Below are 23,222 nucleotides of genomic sequence, written 5' to 3' on the forward strand. Positions count from 1 at the left end.
CACGAACCGTCACGAGAACGGGATGGAGTATTCTTGCGCCTCGCCCATCGGCACCGACGGCACGACGCCGTCGATCGAGGAACCCTCCATGACCCAACCACAAGGCGCTCGTCTGATCGAAGGCCCCGTAGGGCGGACCCTCCTACGGCTGACGATTCCGATGGCATTCGCCATCTTCACGATGATCGCCTTCAACCTGGCGGACACGGCTTTCCTCGGACGCGTCGGCACCGCCGACCTCGCGGCGATCAGCTTCACCTTCCCCGTCGTGATGATCATCGCCAGCATCGCTCAGGGAATCGGCGTCGGCATGTCTGCGGTGATCTCCCGCTCGATCGGCAAGGGTGACCAACAACAGGTGCAGCGCCTCACGACCGACGGCTTGGCCCTGGCGATGATCATCGTGGCGGTGTTCAGCATCGCCGGCCTGGCGACCATCGATCCGGTCTTTCGCATGCTCGGAGCAACCGACCAAACCCTCCCGCTCATCCGCCAGTACATGACCATCTGGTACATCGGCGTGAGCTTCGTGATCATCCCGATGACCGGCAACGCAGCGATCCGAGCCACCGGCGACATGAAGACTCCGGCGGCAATCATGATGGTTGCAGCCCTTGTGAACGTCGTCCTCGATCCACTGATGATCTTCGGCATCGGCCCCTTTCCTGCCATGGGTATCCAGGGAGCGGCCCTGGCGACGATGATCGCCCGAGCATTGAGCCTCGCCGCTTCGCTGTGGGTACTCGTTCACCGCGAACGAATGGTGACCTTCGCTCGGCCTCGACTGGTCGACATGCTCGACTCTTGGCGCAAGATCCTGTTCGTCGGGCTTCCCGCCGCGGGAACCCAGCTCGTCGTCCCCCTATCCACCGCAGTCATCACAGGCCTGGTGGCAACGTACGGAGCGTTGTCGGTCGCAGGCTTCGGTGTGGCATCGCGAGTCGAGGCGTTCGGTCTCGCGATCGTCATGGCTCTCTCCGCGACGGTGACCCCGTTCGTCGGCCAGAACTGGGGAGCCGGCAAGTCTGAACGGGTGGCCGAGGCAGTGAGGGTGGCACAGCGGTTCGCGCTCGTCTGGGGCCTGATGCTGTTCGGGGTGTTTGGACTCTTCGGGACAAGCATCGCACGAGTGTTCACCGACGACGCAAACGTCATTTCGGTGGTGCGCGACTATCTGCGGATCGTCCCCATCGGCTACGGACTCGTAGGAATCCTCATGGTCAGCAGTTCGGCACTGAACGCACTCAACAGGCCTCTGCATTCGACGGCACTCAGCACCATCCGACTCTTCGTGCTCTATCTGCCCCTGGCGTTTCTGGGCTCGAGGCTCATCGGACTGAACGGTGTGTTCGCCGCCGCCGCCGTCGCGAGTGTGTTCGCGGGCGTCGCCGCATGGTGGGTGGTGAGCCGGCGGCTCGGTGAGATCTCGGGTGCTCCCGCCGGTGTCCTCGGCACGCAGGCCGCAGCGGACTGACCGACCCAGACCTCTTGCCTCGCGACGCTCCCCCGGCGTGTCCAGAGTCCTCCGAGGCACCGGCAGCGGGAGATGGCCTCCGCAAACCGACCGGCGGCCCGTGTCCGAGCGGACCCGCCCGCCCTGCGTCTCCGCCGCAACGACCCTTGGGGACCCGGCGAAGGTTCAGGTGCGAGCCGGCTCTGGCTCCGCCGGAGCGGGCTCCGTCTCTCGTTCCGGTTCCACAGGGACACGATCGGGCTCACGTGTCGGCTCCGGTTCTTGGGGCTGTACGGGCGCCTGCATCGGTTCGACGATGATCACCCGTTTTTCGTGGCCAATGTCCATTCGTTCCTCCGTGCTTGTTCCAACAGGTACCGCTCGATCTGACCGTGCACCTCCGCCCAGGTGCTCTCGCCGATGGCTCCCTCGACCGGTGGATCCTCGAAGATGCCGGCGATCCCGTCCGGATCATCGGCAAACACGATGTTCATCGGTCCTGCCACTGCCAGAGCGATGACGCTCGCGTGCGCCGCCCGGTAGCCGCGCTCGTGCTCCACGACCTTGCCGGTCAGAGCAACGACACCGGCAGCGAATCCACGCCGCTCTCGGGCAACGAATTGTTGGAGCAGCTCGTGCACATCCTTCGCCGCGTACACACCGCACCCGAGCCTGCCGCACCGCCCGTCCGTATGAGGGATCTCATCGCCATCGCTGCCGTGGGAACACGCCGCATCCAAAGTCGGGCCGTTCCAACGAACCCGGACACCGTGCAGACCGTCTCGCGTCAGCTTCCAGATACGGTATCCGAGTACCGGCGCGGGTGACCAGGCTTCGGCGTGCTCCCGTTCGATGCGACGTATGGCGTCACCGAGGAGCATCTCGAGACCTTTCCCAAACCCGACGATCTCGGCATCCAGCCATCGGATCTGTTCTTCGATCTGCGCGATCTGGCACCGCAGAGCTTCGATTCGCCTCGTACGGCGCTGGATATCCCTCTCCAGACGGTACAGCTGCCCCGGCTCCTCGAATTTGCCGTAGCGGCGACGAAGCGCACCGAGGCGTCGTCGTAAGCGAACGACCTCGTCACTGGTCTTGGGGGAAGCTGTCGGCCCTGGCTGCATGCCACCTCCGATCAGGGAGTGCAACGGTACCGGAATCGAACATGTGTTCGCAACCCCATCCGGGGTCTGGTTTTCGCGACTTCAACGAAACGCGTAAGCACGGCTCCCTCGATTCGATCCACCGCCACACAGGTTCGGCCCGGTCCCTCACCATCGACGCAATTCGGTTCAGATCGGCACCCGCCGTCACGCCGCGTTGGGACACACTGCGGCGATTCCGCGTCGGCAGAGAAAAGGACGAAACCCGGACTGCAACCCCGCGACTTTCTCGAGACGGTCAACCCACCGGTCCGGCCCGGCTAGTGCCTCGACCAGCGACCTTCGGGACGTCGATGCCGAGGCACTAGCTGCCTTGGGAGATCATGATGCAGACGCCTGTTTCATCACCGGACGCCATCGTGCAACCGTCGGTCACATTGATCGACGTGTTCCCGTCATTCGAGAACCACATTGTCGAGCGCACCTTCAGGTCGGCATCCTCGGTGGAGAAGCTGTTCCTCGCATAATCGCGCGACCCGGTCCAATCGTCGTAGAACTTCACAATGGCCTCGTAGTCGCCATTCGGATAAGAGATGCTCACCGTCACCGTGTCCGGCGCCGAGACCGAACCGTTGACCTCACCTCCGTCGGGAACCGGAATCGTCAGATTCTCCGGAAGCTCCCCACCACCGATGATCATGGTCCCGTCTTCGGACTCGACCTTGATCACGGTGTTGTCGCCCGAGCCGGACTGTTGTATGTCCACGCTGTCGCCACCGGCTTGCTCAATCACCTTCTCGGCGACCTTCTCGCTCACCTTCTCTGCCGCAGCGCCGCAGCCGGTCACTGCCACGGCGAACACCAGTACGGCCGCCGCTCCCATGAGTTTCTTCATCACACGTCCTTTCACGCTTTCTCCCACACGAGAGAGGCTATCCGAATGACCCGAGTCTGAGGAGCACTGTCTCGAGCCGTGGTCAACGATGGTCGGGCCGGTGGCACGCACGCGCAGACCCGCCGCTGTCGGCCAGATCCCCGCCTTTGGCAGGCCATGGCTCCAAGTTACCCGGCCACAAGAGCCGGGCGAATCCACGTCCCAGGATGCTGTCCCACACCCGAACCCGGCGCTCGTGGACAGGTTCCTCGTTGCCCCGAGCCTTGGGCTCAGGAACGGGGCGGGATGCTCACGAACGTCGGGGTCCTCGCGTTCTCTCCCGCCTTCGCGTACATTGCAGCGGTGATGGACGAACAACGCCGAGGAACCAGCACCTCGAACTTCGGGGTGAGCCGAAGGGAAGCGCACGACGCGAGTCCTTTCTATGACCGGTTCCATCCGCCGGAGATCTCCGACGATGACCGCGTCGAGATCGCGCCGGATCTCGACAGCGGCTGTTTCCTCGGCGACGCCCGCACGATGGAGGAGATCCCCGACCGTTCCGTCGCCTTGGTCGTGACGTCTCCCCCCTACTTCGCAGGGAAAGAGTACGAGGAAGAACTCGGCAGCGAGGGGGTACCAAGTTCGTACGTCGAATACCTGGAGCTCCTCCGGGAGGTCTTCGACGAATGCAAGCGTACGCTCGAGCCTGGAGGGCGCATCGCCGTCAACGTCGCGAACCTCGGACGCAAGCCGTTCAGAAGCCTCTCTTCCGATGTGATCACGATCCTCCAGGACGATCTCGGGCTGCTCCTGCGTGGAGAAATCGTCTGGCGCAAAGGCAAGGGGATGTCCGGATCCTGCGCCTGGGGATCGTTCGCAAGCGCCGCGAATCCGGTTCTGCGTGATACAAGCGAACGCATCGTCATCGCGTCGAAGGGCCGCTTCGACCGGGCTCGTAGCCGTGCCCGGCGAGCGAGCGAGGGACTCCCCTACGAAGATTCGCTCAGCAATGACGAGTTTCTCGAAGCGACACTGGATGTGTGGGAGATCCATCCCGAGAGCGCCCGCCGTGTCGGACATCCGGCGCCGTTTCCGATCGCACTCCCCGAACGGCTCATCAACCTCTACACGTTCGAAGGCGACCTCGTCCTCGATCCGTTCATGGGATCGGGAACGACGCTTGTCGCTGCTGCTCGAACCCGACGGCGCGGTGCCGGCTACGACCTGGACCCCGCATACGTGGCGATAGCCAGAAGGCGCATTGCCGAACGCTCGGACGAGCCGTCGCAGTATCGAGTGGTCGGAAAGAAACTGCTCGACATCGCCGAGGATGTGATCAGCGACGCCGGCTTCTCGATCGAAGAAAAGAACCGCCGTGTGAGCGGCATCACCGTCAGCTTCACCGCCCGCGGGTTGGATGGAGCGCCGTGGCTGATCGACGTTTCAGGAGGCTTCACCATCACCCCGAGCGGGCTGTCGACGACCGACGCCGTACTGCGCAGCCTCGGAAAGGCCGCCGCTCTCCGCAGAGAGAGCTCCCACATCCTCCTGTTGACCTCGCATCTCCCGAAGCGAGCGACCGAGCCGGCCCGGATCCTGCAAGCTGCACGAGGCGACCTCTTCGTCGACGCCCTCGAGATCCTGGACGATCAAACGCCCGCGACACTGCGCTCTCACGCCACCACCCACCCGTTCTCGTGACGTCTCATGGGAACTAACCGCATCGAGCGTCACGAGAACGGAAGGTCGATGCGAGATTTTCTCCAAAGTGCAGTTGAATCGGATCACACATGAAGTACCGAGCCCTTCTCGCCGCCGCAATTCTCACCCTGGCCGCCTGCACGGCACCGGCCGGCATCCCGACGAGCACCATGCCTGGTGCGACCTCGGCCGCGAGCACCGCGACCAGCGCGCCGGGCACCACGACCAGCGCGCCGTCGGCGATCACTTCCGGCACGACCTCCTGCGACAATCCGCCGGATGCGTTCCAGCCACTCTGTACCGCCTATCACATCATCACGACCAGCTACGTCGATCCCGTCGATGATTCCCGTCTGGCAGAGGGAGCCGCTCGCGCCATAACCGAGCATGAGGGTGAGCCGGGGGCAACCCCGCCGAACTCGCTGACGTGTGCACTCCCTTCGCCTGCTTTCGATCAGATGTGCAACGCGTTCGTGGAGGAAGAGCGCACAGATCCTGCACCCACCTCCGATCTCGTAGCGGCCGCAATCAGCGGAATGCTCCAATACGGACTCGACGATCCCTACAGCGTCTACTTCTCCCCGGAAGCACTCGCCCGGTTCCAGGAGGAGACGTCCGGACAGATCGAGGGTATCGGCGCTCTCGTGCGCCCGGAGGACACGAGCAGTCCGGAAGACGGCGCCTGCTCCACCATCTCGGATACCTGCCATCTCGTCATCGTCACTCCACTCAAGGGCGGGCCCGCCGAAGGCGCAGGCCTACGGTCCGGAGACATCATGACCACCGTCGATGGCGAGTCCATCGACGGATGGCTCGTCGATGAGGTGATCGCGGAGGTCCGCGGTCCTGCCGGAACCGATGTCACCCTCGGCATTCTGCGCGACGGGACTCTGATGGAATTCACGATCACGCGCGCCGCCATCGACATCCCGATCGTCTCATCGAGAATGATCGACGACTCGATCGGCTACCTCGAACTCACGATCTTCGCAACGAACGCACCCCACCAGGTGGACACGGCTTTGCGCGATCTCCTCGATGCGGGCGCGACCACCATCATCCTTGATCTTCAGCACAACCCGGGCGGCTCCCTGAACTCGGCGATCTTCGTTGCGAGCGAGTTCCTCTCCGACGGGTTGGTTCTGCGGACGGAGGCACCGGGAGATACCGAGGAGTACAAGGTCATCCCCGGCGGCGTGGCCACGGATCCGAGCATCGCGCTGTACGTGCTCGTCGACCGGGCGAGCGCCTCGGCATCCGAAGTCGTCACCGGCGCATTCATGGATGCAGGCAGAGCTACCGTGATCGGTGAGCACACGTTCGGCAAGAACACCGTGCAGCAGCAGTTCAACCTCGGCAACGGTGCAGCGCTGAAACTCACCGTGGCCCGCTGGGTGACGCCCAAAGGACACGACTACGGCAAGGTCGGGCTCACTCCGGACATCCTGATCGAGATCCCCGACGGGGCCGGCCCAGACTTCCTGCTCGACAAGGCACTCGAAATCATCCGCGGGTAAGACCCTCTGGTTTCTCGTCAATGGAAGCGTCGAATAGCGACGCCGGCATTGACAGGAAACGAGAGGTTGGTATCTGGTCAATGGAAGCGTCGAATAGCGACGCCGGCATTGACGAGAATCCTCAAGTGGGGAGACCCGTCGGACAAGCGACTCCCGTCCCACCGACCCCGCAATAGCCGCTCGGGTTCTTGGCCAGGTACTGCTGGTGGTACTCCTCCGCGTAGTAGAACTCACCTGCAGGGCGTATCTCGGTCGTGATCATCCCGTGCCCGGCAGCAGAGAGTTCCTGTTGGTAACGCCCGAGCGACTGCTGGGCTGCCGCCTTCTGATCGTCGCCGAACGTGTACACGGCCGATCGATACTGCGTGCCGACATCGTTGCCCTGGCGCATCCCCTGGGTGGGATCGTGCCCTTCCCAGAAGACCTGCAGCAGTTCGTCATAGGAGACCTTGTTCGGATCGAACACGACCTGGACAGTCTCTGCATGACCCGTCGCACCGCTGCAGACCTCTTCATAGTTGGCGTTCGGAGTGAACCCGCCCGCATACCCGACCGACGTGCCGTAGACGCCGGGGAGCTGCCAGAACATCCGCTCGGCTCCCCAAAAACAGCCCATCGCGAAGAGCGCTCGCTGCATCCCCTCGGGGAACGGCGGCGTCTGTCGCGTGCCGAGCACGTAGTGGCGCTCAGGCACCTGCATCAGAATGGCTCGGCCGGGGAGAGCGTCTTCTCGGGACGGCATTGTCGGCGGTCGACGGATCATGCCGCGAGGCTACGCCGAACACACCCCTATATATCGTCCCGCTCGGCGCGTAGGTTGTGAACATGACACCACAACGCTCATTCACCCCGGCCCTGTTCAGTTTCTTGCGGGACCTCGAAGCCAACAACGATCGCGCTTGGTTCAGCGCCAACAAGCAGCGCTACGAGCGCGCGGTGCGACAGCCGGGCCTCCGGTTCGTCGACGACTTCGCTCCACATCTCGCCAAGATCAGCCCGCACTTCGTTGCGGATGCACGTGCGAACGGTGGTTCGATGTTCCGGATCTATCGGGACATCCGATTCTCGCGGGACAAGAGCCCGTACAAGATCAACACCGGTTTCCAGTTCCGTCACGAAGCCGGCAGAGACGTTCACGCCCCCGGCTTCTACCTCCACCTCGAGCCCGGAGCCGTGTTTGCCGGAGTGGGACTTTGGCGCCCGGACGCAACGACGGCGCGATCGATTCGCGAGGCGATCGCCGAAGATCCGACTCGCTGGAAACGAGTAACCCGCTCCAAACGGTTCTTGGACGTCTACACCCTCGAGGGCGACTCCCTCAAGCGCCCACCCCGCGGATTCGACCCCGAGCACCCCCTGATCGACGATCTGAAACGCAAGGATTTCATCGCGTCGACCCAGCTCACCCAGAAGGCCGTCACCTCCGAAGGCTTCCTCGACACCTACGCGAAGCTCTGCCGCACCGCCGCGCCCTTCATGGAGTTCCTCTGCGACGCGGTCGGCGTCCCCTTCTGAGAATCCCGAACCCAGGGCTCAGGGGGGTCGCCACGACCCCTCTGGGTTCGCCGAAACGGGGGCCGGCCTGCAGGTTCCGCGGAGCCTGGACCGAGGCCCACCCGATGTCGGAGGTCCCCGGCGGCCTCAGGCGGAGAGCCAGGCCGGTGCCTGCTCGAGAAGAAACTCGCTGATCTCCTTACAGCGATCCAGAACATCGCAGAGATGCACCTGGGCCACATAGATGTCGCGAACGGACACCTCCACTTTTCCGGTAATCGCAAGACTCCGTTGAGGAGCATCGGTCACCGATGCGAACGAATCGATGGCCGACACCTCGACCGGAAGCACCGTTCCGGCGACCCCGGCGAGGTCGGTGGCCAACACGAGCAGGTCTGGAGGTGACGGAAGTGGTGGCAAGACCCAGTTGAAGTGCAGCGGAAGATGAAAAACGTCTTCGGGATCGGTTTCGTCCTGTAGCACTCTGTCCTCGAAGGCAAGCACGACCCGAGGATCGACCTCCAGCGCCATGTGAAGATCGAGCGGACCTCCACAGGCGTTCTCCGGGTGCAGATCCACTTCCCATTGCTGCCCGAGTGAATACGTTTCAATGAAATGACGCTCATCGTGCACATGGAAGCCATGCTCGATCGCATGCATCTTCTCACTCGCGACGAACCCGTCGATGTCGATGACAGCCATGCGCGCCAAGGTTCGCACACCTGGAGCACTACTGCAATGGCGCCGACCCGAAGAACCGTGTTCCTTGTCGATTTCCGGTTCAGCGCACAGGCAGACCGAGCGCCCTGGAAATCACGAGTCGTTGAATCTCACTCGTTCCCTCACCGATCTCGAGGACCTTCGCATCACGGTAGAAGCGCGACACCGGAGACTCGTCCATGTACCCGGAGCCCCCGAAGATCTGCACCGCGTCGCGCGTCGCCGCCACGGCGGCCTCGCTCGCGTAGAGCTTCGCCATGGCCGCAGCCTTCCGATACGAACGGCCCACGCTCTTCAACCATGCCGCCTTATAGGTCAACAACCGGGCCGCCTCTACCGCGACCGCCATGTCGGCCAGCTTGAACGCCACTGCCTGATTCGCACCGATCGGACGCCCGAATGCCATGCGCTCTTTCGCGTATGCACCCGCAAGGTCCAGACAGCCTTGGGCGACACCAACCGACATCGCGGCGATCGCGATCCGGCCCTCGTCGAGGATCCGTAGGAACTGCTGGAATCCCCTGCCTCGCTCACCCAGCAGATTCTCCGCCGGAACCCGACAGTCGACGAACGTCAGACCGTGGGTGTCGGAGGCTCTCCACCCCATCTTGTCGTAGGCAGGGTCGACCGTGAACCCCGGAGCTCCTGCCGGCACGATGATCGAACTGATCTCGTCGGGCCCGGTCTTGGCCGTCACCGTGACGAGCGAGGTAATCGGAGTTCCGGAATTGGTGATAAAGGACTTCGAACCGTTGATCACCCACTCTTCCCCGTCGAGCACGGCCTTGGTCCGGGTACCGCCGGCGTCCGATCCGGCATCCGCCTCGGTCAGCCCGAACCCTGCGAGGGCCGTCCCTGCCACGAGGTCGGGGAGCCAGCGGCGCTTCTGCTCGTCGGTGCCGAACTGGTAGATCGGGCTCGCCCCCAGCTCCACCCCTGCCTCCAAGGTGATGGCCATCGACTGGTCGACCCTCGCCAACTCCTCGATCGCGATACACAGCGTCGTGAAGTCTGCATCTGCACCACCGTATTCCTCGGGGAAGATGAGACCGAACAGTCCCAGGTCGCCCATCTTGCGGACGACGTCGAGCGGGAATGAGTGGTTGCGATCCCATTCCTCGGCGTGCGGAGCGATCTCCTGCTCTGCAAACTCCCGAACAACCCTCCGGAAGGCTTGCTGTTCTTCGGACAGTTCGAACTCCATACCGCCTCCTCCTTGCACCGGCGCACTCTACGACATGGACCGTGCCGGCGCGCGAACCGGCTATCCCCTCGGCAACACCTCGACCATCCCAGCAGGTGTCTCGGCTGTCAAGGTCACAACCTCACCCCATTCGATCGGCCAGGCCATCACGATCGTGCCTCGACGCGGGAACCCGACGATCTCATGACCATCGACGGTACGAGCCGTCACCTTGGTGATCTCCCCGGGAGCGACAAGGAGCCCCTCGGCGAAAGGGTCGAGCAGCGTCTGAGTGATCTCGACCTGATCGGTCTCACAAATGCCCGATCCGACATCGCCCCGGATCGCGATAACGCAGTCCGAACCGTCCTCGGATCGGTACCGCAGAAGATCGTACCGACCCGCCGGGGTATCGACAGATCCAACCATGTCGGCAGAGCCGGGTTCGAACTCGCCTATCCACTGTTCGGCGATGATCTCGGCCTTGTCACCCACACCAGATCCCGGGTGAACCTCGACGATCAGGACGCCATCGGTGGACGTTGTCGTCGAACGAGGTATCGAGGCCGGTTCGGTGTCAGTCGTGGAAACCGTCGGTTGCTCGGCGAGGGTCGTGTCCACGGCGGCGACGCCGGTCGATGCCGTCGATGTCGTTTGCGTGTCTCCACCGGTCTGACTGCACGCCGTAGTGAGGATGACGGCGGCGGCCAGCAATCGTATGCCTCTCGAGATCTTCATACCGCCACTGTACGCCGGCATCGAGGGACGGCGCACCTGATTGATGATCAGTCCCCGACCGTGTCCTCACCCTCGGTGGTCTCCGCAAGATCCTGTGACATCCACGTGTGGGCACCGGCAAAGATCCCGGCACCTGCCGGGATCCAATAGGCGATGACCCTGTAGACGAGGATCGGACCGAGACTCACCGAGGGGGACACTCCGAACAGCGCAAGCACTCCGACGAGCCCCGCTTCGATCACTCCGAGGCCACCGGGAGATCCGGGAAGGCCGCCGACGAGGTGCGCAACTCCATACACGACGAAACCCCGAACCGGGGAAAGGTGAATGCCGAAAGCGCTCAGCACGAGAAGCATCGAGCCGGCCTCGGTCCCCAGGCGGACCATCAGCAGCCCGACTTCGAGCAGTGTCACCCGACGGTCGACTGCAGTCGGTCCGATGAGGCGGCGTAGGCGCTGCGGCAACCGGCGCGTGATCGAGTGCATCCAGCGAGGCCCGCTGAGCAGAAGGGCACCGGCGGCAACGCCCGAGATCCCGATCGTCACGACCCCCGCATTGACCGCCAGGCCGAGCCCGGCTGCACGGGCCCAAAGAATCGCACCTCCGGTGCCCAGGAGCAGCCCTCCATAGGTGAGCACCGTCGTTCGAAGTGCCGCACCGGCCGTTCCGGGTACTTCGTCACGAACGGTCCATGCCATTGCAGCGGGAGTAAACGCGCCTCCCGCCGGGATCAACCGCGCGACTCCACTCGCAACGAGGGCGGCGCGCACTGCATCACGAAAACCCAGATGGAACCCTCCCGCTCGCACGGCGACCTTGAACATACCGGCGAACGCGCCCTTCGCCGCGAACTCCACACCCAGGGCCCCGACCAGCAGCAAGACGCTCGAGCTGTCGATGCTGGGGAGATGCGCCTTCTCACCGAAGAATCGTGCAACGGCCAAGTACAGCACCAGCCCAAACGCCAGAAATACGAGAATGCCCCTGCCGGCAAGCAGCCGGCGCATCACAAAGCGCCTCGACGGGCGTGCATCTCGCATGCTCGAACGCTACTCCATGGAGGAAGGAAGCCTGCTGAGCCTCGGCACGGCGACGTGTTTCGCCGGCGGTCGCTCACTCATCCAGCCCGTCGTTCTCTTCCGGCTCCACGAAGCTCCCGCCGGCCGGAGGCGGTCATGCCGCCCCAGACCCCTGAGGTCATACGGAACTCGAAGGCGTACGAAAGGCATTCATCACGCACCCGACAGCCTCCACAGATCGCCTTGGCACGCATCGACGACGCATCTTCTCCGGGAAAGAAGACATCTGGGTCCATACCGACGCACGAGGCGTCGCGACGCCAGCCTTCGGATGTCGAGTCTAGGAGTGGATGCACACTGACCCCCGAACATCTGTTCCCTGATAATGCTACCCCCGTCCCGGATTTGTAGTCTCTGCTGATGCGATTCCCCGATTATCAGGGCGGCGGGCTCGTCAACCTCGTCGCCGAAGTCGAGCGAAGGCTCACCGGTACCGCGCCTTCACCCGGGCTGTCCCAACACCTCGCCTCCACCTTCCCCGAGGCGCAGAGCTACATACTCGTGCTGTTCGACGGGCTCGGAGACCTTCAGCTCGAACATCCCGACGCCAAGGCACTTCTCGCATCGCGAGTCGGAGCTCTGGACGCCTCCTTCTCCACCCAGACAACCGTGAACACGTCCACGCTCGCCACCGGACTTCCACCTTCACAACACGGACTGATCGCATACCAGCTCCGCCTGGACACGTCCGTGCTGAACACCATCTACTGGTATCTGGATGACGGGAAGGCCTGCGACGCCGATCCGGCGACCTTTCTCCCTGTCCCGAATCTGGCCGAGCGGCTTGCACACGCCGGGCGCCGGGTAGTGGCAACCGAACCCGAGGCGTTCCTCGAAAGCCCTCTCGATCGTATGCTCTACCGCGGATCCACGGTGGTGGGAGTTGCAGACGCGGGTGTTGACACGGCCCTGGATGCCGTGCAGACACCCGGCACGCTGGCACTCGTCTACCTGCCACACGTGGATGCCGCCGGACACACGGCTGGACAAGGCTCGGATCTGTATGCGGAAGCCGTTCGCCATGTCTCCGAGGTCTGGAGCGAGATCATCGCCCGGCTTCCTCGAGGAGTTGCAGCCGTCGGAACGGCCGATCACGGACATGTCGACATCGCCGACGACCATCGCATCGACCTCCCGCAGCTCGATGACCTGATCCTGTACGGCGACAACCGCGTGGTCTACGTCTCGGGCCCGGCGTCGGCAGGGGCGGACCTTGCTCGATCCCTCCCTGCCACATGGGTCCCCGTCTCGCGGCTCGAAGGGATCTGGGGTCCTGAGCCCTACCATCCCCGATTCGCCGAACGGCTACCGGATGGCCTCCTGATCGCCGACGACGGATACGCTCTGGTTCCTTATGGAACTGTCGACACGATGGTCGGCCACCACGGTGGAGTCACGGAGGCAGAGCTGAGGATTCCGCTGCTCATCGCTTCGTGAGCCGAACCTCTCTCGCAGTACGCTTCTCACATGGCATACGAGAAACTCCGTGCAGCAGTCGATCAGCAGTTCAACACGATCCGTCAGGGCCTCGAAGACCTCACCACCGTCCCCTCCGTGAGTGCACCAGGTTTCGATCCGGGCAACGTTCGCATCTCGGCCGAAGTCGTCGCCGGTCTCCTTCGGGACGCGGGGTTTCCCGACGTGCGGCTTCTGGAGTCCGAGGGCGCTCATCCTGCCGTCTTCGCCCACTACCCCGCCCCGGCGGGAGCACCCACCGTGCTGCTGTATGCCCACCATGACGTGCAGCCGCCCGGAGACGAATGCGGGTGGACGTCTCCTCCGTTCGAGCCCGTCGAGCGTGATGGTCGTATCTACGGCCGCGGTATCGCAGATGACAAGTCGGGTGTGCTCATGCATGTGGGAGCGATGCTCGCCCATCAGGGGAAGCCGCCGGTTGGAGTCAAAGTGATCATCGAGGGCGAAGAGGAGATCGGCTCGCTACATCTCGAGGATTTCCTGCACGAATACCAACAACTGTTCAGCGCCGATGTGATCGTGATCGGGGACTCGGGAAACTGGAAGGTCGGTGTGCCGGCCCTCACCACTTCGCTTCGCGGCCTTGTCGATTGTGTGATCGAGATACGCACGGCCGATCATGCGCTGCACAGTGGAGAGTTCGGCGGACCGATCCCCGACGCTCTCACCGTTCTCGTCCGTACGCTTGCCACGTTGCATGACGAGCAAGGGAACGTCGCCATCCCGGACCTCGTATCGTCTGATACCGCCGATCCGCTCGATCTCACCGAAGTCGAGTTTCGCGCGCAGGCCGGCGTCGTCGATGGTCTCGAGTTGATCGGAGAGGGCAGCATCACCTCGCGACTGTGGACCATGCCGGCGATCTCCGTCCTCGCCATCGACGCTCCGTCCGTGGACGAGGCGATCAACGCTCTCGTTCCGGTCGCACGAGCGAAGGTGAGCATGCGCCTCGCTCCAGGCCAGAGCCCGTCCCACGCCATGAAGGCACTGGTCGATTATCTGGAATCGCACGTACCGTGGGGCGCCCGGGTAACCGTCACTCCGGGCGCTTCAGGCGAGGCATTCGCTCTCGCAACGGAGGGTCCCCACTTCGACATATACCGTGCTGCCATGCGTGAGGCCTGGGGCACCGAACCGGTGAACATGGGTGTCGGCGGCTCGATTCCGTTCGTCGCAGCGTTCTCGGAGAGCTTTCCCGAAGCAACGATCGTGCTCACCGGCGCACAGGAGCCCGAAAGTCGGATCCATGCGCCAGACGAGAGCCTCGATCTCGGAGAACTCCGCCGATCGGTCCTGGCCGAAGCCATCGTCCTGGAACTGCTCGCGACGCAGTGAGCCGTCAGCTCCGAGCTGTCAGCGCCCGGTGGGAGCCGCTTCGTCCGCCCCGCTGGTCCTGTGTCGACCCGAGGCGACGATTCGAAGCACCGAGTACGTGATACGAGGCGCCGCCAAGGCCGGCCCCCCTTACACCGAGCCCGCGAACCCGCCCTGACGCCATGCTTCGTACACGACGACAGACACGGCGTTCGCGAGATTGAGACTTCTGCGGTCGGGCAGCATCGGGATCCGCAGCACCTCGTCCGCCTGATCGAGCACGTCCTCGGGAAGTCCGACCGACTCGGGTCCGAACAGCAGCGCGTCATCACTCCGGTAGACCACATCGGTGTATCGAAGCTTCCCTACGCCCGAGTAGGCGAGCAGGCGGTGCGGCTCGGCGGCGGCAAGATACGCTTCCAGGCTCTCGTGAACATCGACGCTGGCCCATTCCCGATAGTCGAGCCCCGCCCTGCGTAGACGCCGCTCGTCGAGGGTGAACCCGAGTGGCTCGACCAGATGCAGGTGAATCCCCGTGTTGGCGCTCAGACGCATCAGATTGCCGGTGTTCGGTGGAATCTCAGGATGGAAAAGGATCACGTCGAGCATCAGAACAGTGTTGGCCGATCCGATTCGAGCCCGCGCAGTTCGTCGTAGTCGAGTTCGACGGTCACGATCCCCCTCGCCTCGGCCAGTACCTTTGCCTGCGGCTTGACGATCTGCGCCGCAAAGATTCCCCGGACTTCCCCGAGTCGCTTGTCACGGCGGAGGCGCTCCACGTAGCGAACGAGTTGCTCGACCCCGTCGATCTCGCCTCTCCGTTTGATCTCCACCGCTACCGCGTTCCCCTCTCGATCGGAACACAGCAGGTCGACGGGCCCGATGTCGGTCGGGTACTCCCGACGGATCAACACCAGTCCCTCCTCCAGAACCCCTGGGCGCTCTGCAAGCAAGACCTGAAGGTGACGCTCCACACCGTCCTTCTCCAGGCCGGGGTCCGTCCCCATCTCGAAGTCTTGGTCGGAGAAGATCTCCTCGAACGTGATGACGAGACGTTCCCCCTTCGGGTTGGTGACCGTCCAGATGCCGTCTGTCTCTTGAATGAAGTTGGGAGCATTCATCCAGTTGAGCGGCTTGTAGGCGCCGCCGTCGGCATGAACGGCGACACACCCGTCGGCCTTGACCATGACGAGTCGAGTCGCTGAGGGAAGGTGGGCGGTGAGCCGTCCCTCATAGTCGACGCTGCACCGTGCGATCACCAGTCGCATCGCGGTGCAGCGTACCAGTGTGTCCATCGACTGCTCTTCGTCGAGAGGGTGGCACAATGCGTTGATGCGCGACCGAACCGCCAAATACCTCTCCGCCTTTCACGCCGCCGCATTTCACGTCACGCGAGGACGGATGGGACGCAGGCTCGTACAAAACGACATCCTGCTGCTCACGACCAGCGGCCGGAAGAGCGGCCGTCCACACACCGTACCGCTCCTGTATCTGCGCGACGCCACAGCGCTCGTCGTCATCGCTTCGTGGGGTGGACGCCCCACCAATCCTGACTGGTACGAGAATCTCATGACTTCTCCCCACGCGACGGTCGAGCTTCCCGGAGGGCAGACCCTCGACGTGTCGGCACGCACGGCAACACCCGAGGAGCGAGCTTCGTGGTGGCCGAGGATCACCGACGCCTACGCCGGATACATCGCCTACCAGTCCCGGACGGACCGAGAGATACCGGTGGTGTTCCTCACCCCGACGACGTAGGAGATCATCGAGCACTCGGCGGCGCCCTCCTGGAGGACTGTGCCTCGCTCATCGACAGCACCAGCCGCTGGGCTCGCCCCGCAATCTTGCTTCGACCTGAAGGTGCGATCCGGAGCACGAAGTACCGGGAAACCCGGCCCGGCGAGCGAAGCAAGCCACCGATCCCAGGTGCCGGCATCACCCGGCAGACTTGTGGAGCCGGACGATCGTTCCCTCACGGAACAGCACAGGCACCCGAAGGCCCATCGCCGCGTACACACTCGGCGGAACCGAAATGTCGGCGACGTAGAGTTCACCCACCTGAGATGCACCGAGCAACCCGACCTTCGGGAGCGCCAGTGCCAGGGTGGCGGTCGCGTCGATACACGGATCGCCTGCTTCGCCACTCGTCACGTTCAACCCACTCGGCGTGTCCAGCGAGAGCACCGGCCGTCCCTTCGCCCACCGAATCAGCTCGGCGGTTCTGCCCCTCGGATCGCCCCGGAGGCTATATCCGATCAGGGCGTCGATAACGAGATCGGCGTCGGGCGGGTCGGCTTCGAATCTCACACCCATTTTCCGCAAGATCTCAAACTGGATCCTCGGCACCTCGCCAAGGCGGTCCGGCGCCGTCGCTGTCACCACACCGACCTTGCTCCCCCGATTGGCCAGATGGCGCGCCGCCACGAGACCGCCGCCCCCGTTTCCTCCCGTCCCTGCCAGCACGGTCACCGTGCCGGGCCGGAATCTTTCGATGGCGAGCTCGGCGAGGTTCCTCCCCGCGTTCTCCATCATCTGGACGAGAACGATCCCGAGGTCCTCGATCATCACACGGTCGACCTCTCTCATCTGGGCCTCGGTGAGTGCAGGGACCGTCCGTAGATCAACTTCCGGAAGCATGAGCTCTCCTCGCTCTCACATGAGTTGGGGGCGCATGGCCAACCTACTCACGCGAGAACGGAAACGGGGGTGCCGTTCGATGGTTGAACGGAGGTGGCCGAGAAATCCCCTCCAACAACGGACCGGATCTGCCAAGCTGCGAACTCGACGAGGGGAGGGGCCAGGTGCCTTCGGTGACCGTCGACAACCTGAGCAAGACGTTCAAGGTGCCGGTGCGCGAGGAAGGGTTCCTCAACTCGCTCCATTCACTGTTCCGTCGTGAGTACCGCCAGGTCGAGGCGGTCCGGTCGGTGACGTTCGACCTCGAACGAGGCGAGGTCGTCGGCTTCCTGGGACCCAACGGTGCCGGGAAGACGACCACGTTGAAAATGCTGTCGGGACTCCTCTACCCGACCGCCGGCCACGCCCACGTGATCGGCTTCGACCCGTCCCGACGCGACCCCGAATTCCTCACCCAGGTGGCACTCATCATGGGGAACCGCAACTCCCTCCAGTGGGACCTTCCGGTGGCCGACTCCCTCGACGTCCGCAAGGCCATCTACCGGATCCCGACCGCCGACTACCGCCATCGGCGGGAGCGGTTCACCGAGCTGCTGGACGTCGGCGACCTCCTCACCAAACCGGTCCGCAATCTCTCCCTGGGCGAGCGGATGAAGGTGGAGATTCTCGCCGCCCTCCTGCCCGCCCCATCCGTGCTCTTCCTCGACGAACCCACCCTAGGCCTCGACCTTGCCATGCAGAGGAGGATCCGCGAGTTCGTTGCCGAGTACGCCGCCGAGGAGGGGGCGAGCATCCTGCTCACCAGTCACTACATGGCCGACGTCACCGCCCTCTGCGAGCGGGTGATCGTCATCCACCGCGGCTCCCTGCTGTTCGACGGCGACCTCGCCGAACTCTCCCGACGGTTCGGCGCCGAGAAGACGATCACCGTGACCGTCGGCGGTGACCTGCCCGAGATGAGCGCCTACGGAACCGTGCGCGAGACCTCCCCCGGCGAAGCCGTACTGTCGGTTCCTCGCTCCGAGGTGGCGTCGACGGCGGCCCGTCTCCTCGCCGACCTCGACGTGCTGGACCTCGCCATCGAGGAACCGCCCATCGAGGACGTGATCGAGCAGACCTTCGCCGCCGGCGATGCCGCCGCAAGCCGGCAGGAGGAGTCGTGAGGAACCTCCTCCCTGTGTACGCGATCGAGGCGCGCCTCTCGATGCAGCGACAGTTACAGTACCGGGGCGCCGCGTTCGTGAGCATCCTCGGTTTCCTGGTCGAGCCGATCGTGTACCTCATCGTCTGGCGGACCGTCACCAGCCAAACCGGAGCGATCAACGGCTACGGCGTCACCGAGTTCACCTCCTACTACATCGTCTGGACCCTTGTTCGCGTGTTCAACCTTGCCCTCGCCCCCGGGGCGTGGGACTGGTGGGTACGGTCCGGAAGAATCGCCAACGACCTCCTCCACCCGGTGGACCCCTACCACCGCAACCTGGCGGGCATGGCCGGGGCCAAGATCGTATGGATCGCCGCCTGGGTGCCGGTGGCGCTCTTCCTCGGTATCCTCTTCCACCCCAGCCTCTCACCCACCCCCCTGCAGATCGTCACCTTCTTCGCCGCCGCCTGGATCGGCTACGTCATCCGCTTCAACATCCTTTGGGTGTTGGGCCTCGTCAGCTTCTGGACCACTCGCGCCGAGGCGCTCGTGGAGGTGGTGATCGCCCTGGAGCTGCTGCTGTCCGGCCGACTCGTACCGATGGCGGTCATGCCCGAGTGGGTACAGCGGATCTCGGCGTGGATGCCCTTCAAGTGGACGTTCCAGTTCCCTATCGAGGTACTCATCGGGCAGGTCCCAACCGCCGAGATCTGGCGGGGACTGGGGATGCAACTGGTGTGGGTGGCCATAGGCGGCGCGGCGATCCTCCTCGTGTGGCGGCGGGCGCTGCGCCGATTCACAGCGGTGGGAACATGAGCCGGCTGCGTCACTCCCTCCGGATCACACTGATTCACTGGCGCCTCGGCGTCCAGTACGAAGTGCAGTACCGGCTGAACTTCGCTCTTCAACTCGTCCGGTCGGCCGTTCGACTCGTCACCGGAGTGGTGGCCATCCAGATCGTGTTCAGCTACACGACGAGCCTGGACGGGTGGCAGGAACCGGAGCTGTTGGCGGTGCTCGGTGTCCACATTCTCCTGGGTGGCGTCATGGCGACCTTCGTCCTCCCGAACATGTACCGGTTCCGATACGAGGTGCACCAGGGTGAGCTCGACTACGCGCTGATCCGCCCGGTGGACTCCCAGCTCTTCGTGTCGACGCGTCAGATCTCGTTCTGGAACACGGTGGATATCGCCGTCGGCGTGGTGGTGCTCTCCTGGGCGCTCACCGGGCTCACGGGGCGCATCGGGGTCGAACAGGTGCTCCTGTTCGCCATCGGCCTGCTGTGCGGCGCGGCGATCCTGTATGGGGTGTGGATGGCGTTCACCACCACGGTCTTCTGGCTGATCGACCTACAGGACATGGACTCGATCATCACCGGGCTGTACGAAGCGGGACGCTGGCCGATCCGCATCTACCCGCTGTGGCTGCAAGGGACCTTGACGGCAGTGGTGCCCCTCGGCGTGGCGATCACCGTCCCCGCCGAGGCGCTCACCGGCCGGCTCACCCTATCGGCGATGGCCGTCCTGGTTGTCGTGGCCGTACTCGCCGTTGCGGGCAGCCGGGCCCTGTGGCTGTACGGAGTCCGCAACTACTCGGGTGCCTCCGCCTGAACAATCCCGTTCCTGCGCGGGTTGGGGGACGCATGGCCAACCTACTCACATGAGAACGGAAACGGGACCATTACCCCGACAGGACTGGACCCTTCCACCACGCTCGGATTGTCCTCATGCACGACGGGTCCGCCACATGCCAACCTGACTCGGCTCGGGTGTGCCACAGGAGTGGGCGCACTCGACCGCCGCCTCGGGACGTGTTCTGGGACAGGCGCAACGCCTCCGTTCACCTCTTCGCTGCCCCGGTTACCACATGATTCCGACATTGTGCTGCCAAAACACATATACTGCACGTGGAGAGTGCTGATGGCCTCGCGAGAAGCCGGAGCCTAACCAGGGACGCGGTGCCTGACCACAGCCTCTCCGCCGTCACGGCAAGGGGCGGACGACCCGGACGTCGGTCCGGGTCGTCACGCGTCCCCGCTGAATGAAGCAACGGGCGTCGTTGCGTTCAATTGTATTGACTATTCATATTGATTGAATACGATCCGCATATGGAAGACGTCTACCTCATCAACGACCTCGAGACGTTGCGCACCATCGGGAACCCGACGCGCATGGCCATCCTCGAGTTGCTGTACCAACCCCGGTCGGTCACCGACATCGCCAGACGCCTCGGCGTGCCTCGAACGCGCCTCTATCACCACATCAACCTGCTCGAGGAGAAAGGGATCATCCGGGTGACCGAAACCCGCAAGGCCGGCCCGATGACGGAACGTATCTACGAGGCAAGCGCGAAGTACTACCGCCCCGGCCCGGATCTCCTCGCCTCAGGAACGCTGCAGGAACGAGCCCAAGCAGTCGTTTCCACGGTCCTCGACACGACCAGGGCAGACCTGTACCGCTCGATTCTGGACGGCGTCGTTTCGCTCGACCGCCGTGACACTCAACGCCATCTGAGCCTTGGACGCGTCGTGGGCAGAATCTCCAAGGCACGGTTCGAGGAGTTCGTCACCCGCCTCGAAGACCTCTCTCGGGATTTCGAGGATGAAGACGGGGACGGCGAGCCGTTTGCCTTCACGTGGGTGCTCTACCCCACTGCACGAGATGTGTCTTGAAGGCGTTCAAGGAGCTCCTTCGAACCCGCGACTTCCGGCTGCTGTGGAGCGGCCAGGTGGTCTCCAACTTCGGTGACGCTCTCACGAGTCTCGCACTCTTGCTGACCGCGGAACATCTCACAGGCTCCGTTGCCGCAGTAGCGACGACGGCGATCGCCATCGCCCTCCCCCAGCTGTTCTTCGGCCTGATCGCCGGCGTGTATGTCGATCGCTGGAACCGCAAGCATGTCATGGTCGTATCCGACATCATCCGGGGCGTGCTCGTTCTCGGCTTCCTGTTCGTGACGACGCCAGGGCACATGTGGCTGCTCTACGTCGTCGCCTTTGCCCAAGCGACGATCGGGACACTCTTCACACCTGCTCGCATGGCAATCCTGCCAGAGATCATTCCGGAGAAACACCTGCTGTCCGCCAACTCGATCGCCCAGTCGAGTCGGGTGATCTTCAACCTCCTCGGCACCGCGGCGGCAGGTCTCATCGCCGGCCTGGCCGGCAGCGTCACTCCGGCGTTCATCATCGACAGCGGCACGTTCCTGGTCTCCGCATTCCTGGTTTCTCATCTCGTGGCCGGCCCGGCGCCCGAACGTGCCGAACCATCCTCTCCCCTGTCGATGTGGAGCGAACTCACCGTCGGTCTGCGAGTGCTCGCAGATTCGCGCGTGCTCAAGGGAGTGCTCATCGGCGGGGGGATCGTGATGTTCGGACTGGGGGCCGTCAACGTGCTCCTCGTGCCCTTTGTGGTCGGCATCCTCGAGGTTCCTGCAACATGGTTCGGTGCCCTCGAGGGCTCTCAGGTCACGTCGATGGTCCTGAGCGGAGCCCTCGTGGTGGTCCTCGCCACCAAGTTCCGCCCAACGAACCTGATCAGCGCGGGTCTCGCCGGGACAGGCCTGGTCGTCGCCTCGATGGCCCTCGCCGGAACCGTGTGGCACTTGATGCTTGCACTGTTTGCAGTGGGCTGGTTCGTGACCCCGTTGCAGGCTTCGATCGCGACGCTCTTCCAGTCCGAAGTCGAGGCCGAGAAGCGCGGTCGCGCAGGCAGTGCACTCAACACCGTCATGACGGGCGCGCAAGTGGCATCCATGGCGCTCGCCGGAGCGTTCGCCGCCGCCGTCGGGGTCCGCGGCGTGTTCGTCGCGGCCGGCGCCATCGCCCTTCTCGCAAGTCTGGTCACCGTCCAACTCTTCCGGGGCATCCCCCTCGCCGCCATGGGCGCAGTCGAGATCGGCTCCCGTGCGTCGAGTGAGCCAGAGGGAACGCAATCGTGATGGAAACCGGATCCGAGAAGGTCGCCTGACTCTTTCATCCAGGCAACCACCGCATCGGGGGTCCGATCATGCCTGGCGCCGGCCGCGACGATCCCATGGCGACACGCTCAGCAACATCCAGGCAGTCTGAGGCGATCAACGCTCATACGGCTCACACGAGGCGAGGCTGTCTCGATGTGGCCACGAGCAGAGCCGGGGCAGACCGACGCTCTCCCTTATGCCGGCCGGGGGCGCGTGGAATGGCGTAGCCGATACCCTGGGACGGTGGCCCTACATGTCTTCGGTCTGTTTGGTTGGCAGCCACAGGATGTAGGTGCTGATGGCGACCGCCAGGAGAACGAGACCGATCCGGACGCCGGTGTATTCGATCACCCACACGATCGAAACCGTGAATGTGAGCGCGATCGCGGTGATCGCGAGAGCCTTGGCCCGGACGCTGAACCCCCGTCCCGCCCGCCAGTCGCGAATCAGCGGGCCGAACAGACGATGATCCACGAGCCACCTGTCGAAACGGTCGGAGGATCGAGCGAAGAAGAACCCCGCCAGGATGACAGGAAATGTGGTCGGAATCAGCGGCAGCACCACTCCCACGACTCCGAGAGCGAGGAAGAACATGCCAAGCACCCGATAGACGATTCGGACAAGACGGCTGGGATGTACTTCGGCCACCGCCAAACCCTACCGGACGGTGGAGACCGACCCGATCCAGACCTCGAGTATGCGACCCTCGGCGTTTTCACTAGCCTCGCTGATCATGCCGGATCGTGATCGCGTTCATCGTACGTGGCTGCATTCTCAGCGGCCCGTTCCGAGGATCTTCATTTCTCCTGTGCTGCGGTTCATGCAG

Annotated in this window: 24 protein-coding genes; 12 read left to right on the forward strand and 12 right to left on the reverse strand. The window is 63.9% G+C overall.

What is annotated here, in order from left to right; all coding sequences use genetic code 11:
* Positions 1–88: 88 nt before the first annotated feature.
* Complete coding sequence (locus GXP34_09705; GenBank protein ID NOY56246.1) at positions 89–1,474, forward strand: MATE family efflux transporter; 1,386 nt, start codon at positions 89–91, stop codon at positions 1,472–1,474.
* 299 nt (positions 1,475–1,773) lie between these two features.
* Here the strand turns inward: GXP34_09705 and GXP34_09710 are convergent, their stop codons facing one another.
* The gene (locus GXP34_09710; protein ID NOY56247.1) at positions 1,774–2,577 is read right to left on the reverse strand and encodes a hypothetical protein; all 804 of its coding nucleotides are present in this window, start codon (positions 2,575–2,577) and stop codon (positions 1,774–1,776) included.
* 343 nt (positions 2,578–2,920) lie between these two features.
* Complete coding sequence (locus tag GXP34_09715; GenBank protein ID NOY56248.1) at positions 2,921–3,451, reverse strand: hypothetical protein; 531 nt, start codon at positions 3,449–3,451, stop codon at positions 2,921–2,923.
* 345 nt (positions 3,452–3,796) lie between these two features.
* Here GXP34_09715 and GXP34_09720 point away from each other — a divergent pair, with 345 nt between their 5' ends.
* Positions 3,797–5,134, forward strand: coding sequence for a site-specific DNA-methyltransferase (locus GXP34_09720; GenBank protein ID NOY56249.1), 1,338 nt, complete (start codon positions 3,797–3,799; stop codon positions 5,132–5,134).
* An 89-nt stretch (positions 5,135–5,223) separates the two neighbouring features.
* A complete protein-coding gene (locus GXP34_09725; protein NOY56250.1) occupies positions 5,224–6,651 on the forward strand; it encodes a S41 family peptidase in 1,428 nt (475 codons plus the stop codon).
* A 121-nt stretch (positions 6,652–6,772) separates the two neighbouring features.
* Here GXP34_09725 and msrA read toward each other — a convergent pair whose 3' ends face one another.
* A complete protein-coding gene (gene msrA / locus GXP34_09730; protein NOY56251.1) occupies positions 6,773–7,414 on the reverse strand; it encodes a peptide-methionine (S)-S-oxide reductase MsrA in 642 nt (213 codons plus the stop codon).
* A 62-nt stretch (positions 7,415–7,476) separates the two neighbouring features.
* Here msrA and GXP34_09735 point away from each other — a divergent pair, with 62 nt between their 5' ends.
* A complete protein-coding gene (locus tag GXP34_09735) occupies positions 7,477–8,166 on the forward strand; it encodes a DUF2461 domain-containing protein (protein ID NOY56252.1) in 690 nt (229 codons plus the stop codon).
* Positions 8,167–8,292: 126 nt separating this feature from the next.
* Here the strand turns inward: GXP34_09735 and GXP34_09740 are convergent, their stop codons facing one another.
* The 5 genes from GXP34_09740 to GXP34_09760 all read right to left on the reverse strand — a co-directional run bounded on the left by GXP34_09740 (position 8,293) and on the right by GXP34_09760 (position 12,101).
* On the reverse strand, positions 8,293–8,847 hold the full coding sequence (locus GXP34_09740; GenBank protein ID NOY56253.1) for a hypothetical protein: 555 nt from the start codon (positions 8,845–8,847) through the stop codon (positions 8,293–8,295).
* A gap of 79 nt (positions 8,848–8,926) precedes the next feature.
* A complete protein-coding gene (locus tag GXP34_09745) occupies positions 8,927–10,069 on the reverse strand; it encodes an acyl-CoA dehydrogenase (GenBank protein NOY56254.1) in 1,143 nt (380 codons plus the stop codon).
* 60 nt (positions 10,070–10,129) lie between these two features.
* The gene (locus tag GXP34_09750; protein NOY56255.1) at positions 10,130–10,786 is read right to left on the reverse strand and encodes a hypothetical protein; all 657 of its coding nucleotides are present in this window, start codon (positions 10,784–10,786) and stop codon (positions 10,130–10,132) included.
* Between the two features lie 47 nt (positions 10,787–10,833).
* The gene (locus GXP34_09755; GenBank protein ID NOY56256.1) at positions 10,834–11,826 is read right to left on the reverse strand and encodes a flippase-like domain-containing protein; all 993 of its coding nucleotides are present in this window, start codon (positions 11,824–11,826) and stop codon (positions 10,834–10,836) included.
* 77 nt (positions 11,827–11,903) lie between these two features.
* Positions 11,904–12,101: a WhiB family transcriptional regulator gene (locus tag GXP34_09760; protein ID NOY56257.1), complete on the reverse strand. Its 198-nt coding sequence runs from the start codon at positions 12,099–12,101 to the stop codon at positions 11,904–11,906.
* 124 nt (positions 12,102–12,225) lie between these two features.
* On the opposite strand from GXP34_09760, the gene GXP34_09765 reads away from it, so the two are divergent.
* Both GXP34_09765 and GXP34_09770 read left to right on the forward strand, forming a co-directional pair.
* Positions 12,226–13,302: an alkaline phosphatase family protein gene (locus GXP34_09765; protein NOY56258.1), complete on the forward strand. Its 1,077-nt coding sequence runs from the start codon at positions 12,226–12,228 to the stop codon at positions 13,300–13,302.
* Positions 13,303–13,332: 30 nt separating this feature from the next.
* On the forward strand, positions 13,333–14,676 hold the full coding sequence (locus GXP34_09770) for a dipeptidase (GenBank protein ID NOY56259.1): 1,344 nt from the start codon (positions 13,333–13,335) through the stop codon (positions 14,674–14,676).
* 129 nt (positions 14,677–14,805) lie between these two features.
* Here GXP34_09770 and GXP34_09775 read toward each other — a convergent pair whose 3' ends face one another.
* Both GXP34_09775 and nucS read right to left on the reverse strand, forming a co-directional pair.
* Positions 14,806–15,264, reverse strand: coding sequence for a tRNA (cytidine(34)-2'-O)-methyltransferase (locus GXP34_09775; protein NOY56260.1), 459 nt, complete (start codon positions 15,262–15,264; stop codon positions 14,806–14,808).
* Positions 15,264–15,923, reverse strand: a complete 660-nt coding sequence (gene nucS, locus GXP34_09780) for an endonuclease NucS (protein NOY56261.1) — start codon at positions 15,921–15,923, stop codon at positions 15,264–15,266. The genes GXP34_09775 and nucS overlap by 1 nt, the downstream gene beginning before the upstream one ends.
* 64 nt (positions 15,924–15,987) lie before the next feature.
* Here nucS and GXP34_09785 point away from each other — a divergent pair, with 64 nt between their 5' ends.
* Positions 15,988–16,413, forward strand: coding sequence for a nitroreductase family deazaflavin-dependent oxidoreductase (locus GXP34_09785; GenBank protein NOY56262.1), 426 nt, complete (start codon positions 15,988–15,990; stop codon positions 16,411–16,413).
* Between the two features lie 177 nt (positions 16,414–16,590).
* Here the strand turns inward: GXP34_09785 and GXP34_09790 are convergent, their stop codons facing one another.
* Positions 16,591–17,292: an NAD(P)H-hydrate epimerase gene (locus GXP34_09790; protein NOY56263.1), complete on the reverse strand. Its 702-nt coding sequence runs from the start codon at positions 17,290–17,292 to the stop codon at positions 16,591–16,593.
* A gap of 164 nt (positions 17,293–17,456) precedes the next feature.
* On the opposite strand from GXP34_09790, the gene GXP34_09795 reads away from it, so the two are divergent.
* The 5 genes from GXP34_09795 (at position 17,457) to GXP34_09815 (ending at position 22,375) form a co-directional block, all read left to right on the forward strand.
* The gene (locus GXP34_09795) at positions 17,457–18,455 is read left to right on the forward strand and encodes an ATP-binding cassette domain-containing protein (protein NOY56264.1); all 999 of its coding nucleotides are present in this window, start codon (positions 17,457–17,459) and stop codon (positions 18,453–18,455) included.
* The gene (locus tag GXP34_09800) at positions 18,452–19,252 is read left to right on the forward strand and encodes an ABC transporter permease (protein NOY56265.1); all 801 of its coding nucleotides are present in this window, start codon (positions 18,452–18,454) and stop codon (positions 19,250–19,252) included. The genes GXP34_09795 and GXP34_09800 overlap by 4 nt, the downstream gene beginning before the upstream one ends.
* Positions 19,249–20,046, forward strand: coding sequence for an ABC transporter permease (locus tag GXP34_09805; protein ID NOY56266.1), 798 nt, complete (start codon positions 19,249–19,251; stop codon positions 20,044–20,046). Before GXP34_09800 ends, GXP34_09805 begins: the two co-directional genes overlap by 4 nt.
* A gap of 497 nt (positions 20,047–20,543) precedes the next feature.
* Positions 20,544–21,107 (forward strand): helix-turn-helix domain-containing protein, encoded by a 564-nt coding sequence (locus GXP34_09810; GenBank protein ID NOY56267.1) that lies wholly within the window; start codon positions 20,544–20,546, stop codon positions 21,105–21,107.
* The gene (locus tag GXP34_09815; GenBank protein NOY56268.1) at positions 21,104–22,375 is read left to right on the forward strand and encodes an MFS transporter; all 1,272 of its coding nucleotides are present in this window, start codon (positions 21,104–21,106) and stop codon (positions 22,373–22,375) included. Before GXP34_09810 ends, GXP34_09815 begins: the two co-directional genes overlap by 4 nt.
* Before the next feature lie 270 nt (positions 22,376–22,645).
* Here the strand turns inward: GXP34_09815 and GXP34_09820 are convergent, their stop codons facing one another.
* Positions 22,646–23,044, reverse strand: coding sequence for a DUF454 domain-containing protein (locus GXP34_09820; protein ID NOY56269.1), 399 nt, complete (start codon positions 23,042–23,044; stop codon positions 22,646–22,648).
* Positions 23,045–23,222 lie beyond the last annotated feature (178 nt).

It is taken from the genome of Actinomycetota bacterium, from assembly GCA_013152275.1.
Taxonomy (GTDB): Bacteria; Actinomycetota; Acidimicrobiia; order Spongiisociales; family UBA4744; genus BMS3Bbin01.

Excerpts from the sequence above, each read along its gene's own strand:
- GXP34_09705 (NOY56246.1), top strand. The coding sequence starts at position 89 with ATGACCCAACCACAAGGCGCTCGTCTGATCGAAGGCCCCGTAGGGCGG.
- GXP34_09710 (NOY56247.1), bottom strand. The coding sequence starts at position 2,577 with ATGCAGCCAGGGCCGACAGCTTCCCCCAAGACCAGTGACGAGGTCGTT.
- GXP34_09715 (NOY56248.1), bottom strand. The coding sequence starts at position 3,451 with ATGAAGAAACTCATGGGAGCGGCGGCCGTACTGGTGTTCGCCGTGGCA.
- GXP34_09720 (NOY56249.1), top strand. The coding sequence starts at position 3,797 with ATGGACGAACAACGCCGAGGAACCAGCACCTCGAACTTCGGGGTGAGC.
- GXP34_09725 (NOY56250.1), top strand. The coding sequence starts at position 5,224 with ATGAAGTACCGAGCCCTTCTCGCCGCCGCAATTCTCACCCTGGCCGCC.
- msrA (NOY56251.1), bottom strand. The coding sequence starts at position 7,414 with ATGATCCGTCGACCGCCGACAATGCCGTCCCGAGAAGACGCTCTCCCC.
- GXP34_09735 (NOY56252.1), top strand. The coding sequence starts at position 7,477 with ATGACACCACAACGCTCATTCACCCCGGCCCTGTTCAGTTTCTTGCGG.
- GXP34_09740 (NOY56253.1), bottom strand. The coding sequence starts at position 8,847 with ATGGCTGTCATCGACATCGACGGGTTCGTCGCGAGTGAGAAGATGCAT.
- GXP34_09745 (NOY56254.1), bottom strand. The coding sequence starts at position 10,069 with ATGGAGTTCGAACTGTCCGAAGAACAGCAAGCCTTCCGGAGGGTTGTT.
- GXP34_09750 (NOY56255.1), bottom strand. The coding sequence starts at position 10,786 with ATGAAGATCTCGAGAGGCATACGATTGCTGGCCGCCGCCGTCATCCTC.
- GXP34_09755 (NOY56256.1), bottom strand. The coding sequence starts at position 11,826 with ATGCGAGATGCACGCCCGTCGAGGCGCTTTGTGATGCGCCGGCTGCTT.
- GXP34_09760 (NOY56257.1), bottom strand. The coding sequence starts at position 12,101 with ATGGACCCAGATGTCTTCTTTCCCGGAGAAGATGCGTCGTCGATGCGT.
- GXP34_09765 (NOY56258.1), top strand. The coding sequence starts at position 12,226 with ATGCGATTCCCCGATTATCAGGGCGGCGGGCTCGTCAACCTCGTCGCC.
- GXP34_09770 (NOY56259.1), top strand. The coding sequence starts at position 13,333 with ATGGCATACGAGAAACTCCGTGCAGCAGTCGATCAGCAGTTCAACACG.
- GXP34_09775 (NOY56260.1), bottom strand. The coding sequence starts at position 15,264 with ATGCTCGACGTGATCCTTTTCCATCCTGAGATTCCACCGAACACCGGC.
- nucS (NOY56261.1), bottom strand. The coding sequence starts at position 15,923 with ATGCGACTGGTGATCGCACGGTGCAGCGTCGACTATGAGGGACGGCTC.
- GXP34_09785 (NOY56262.1), top strand. The coding sequence starts at position 15,988 with ATGCGCGACCGAACCGCCAAATACCTCTCCGCCTTTCACGCCGCCGCA.
- GXP34_09790 (NOY56263.1), bottom strand. The coding sequence starts at position 17,292 with ATGCTTCCGGAAGTTGATCTACGGACGGTCCCTGCACTCACCGAGGCC.
- GXP34_09805 (NOY56266.1), top strand. The coding sequence starts at position 19,249 with ATGAGCCGGCTGCGTCACTCCCTCCGGATCACACTGATTCACTGGCGC.
- GXP34_09810 (NOY56267.1), top strand. The coding sequence starts at position 20,544 with ATGGAAGACGTCTACCTCATCAACGACCTCGAGACGTTGCGCACCATC.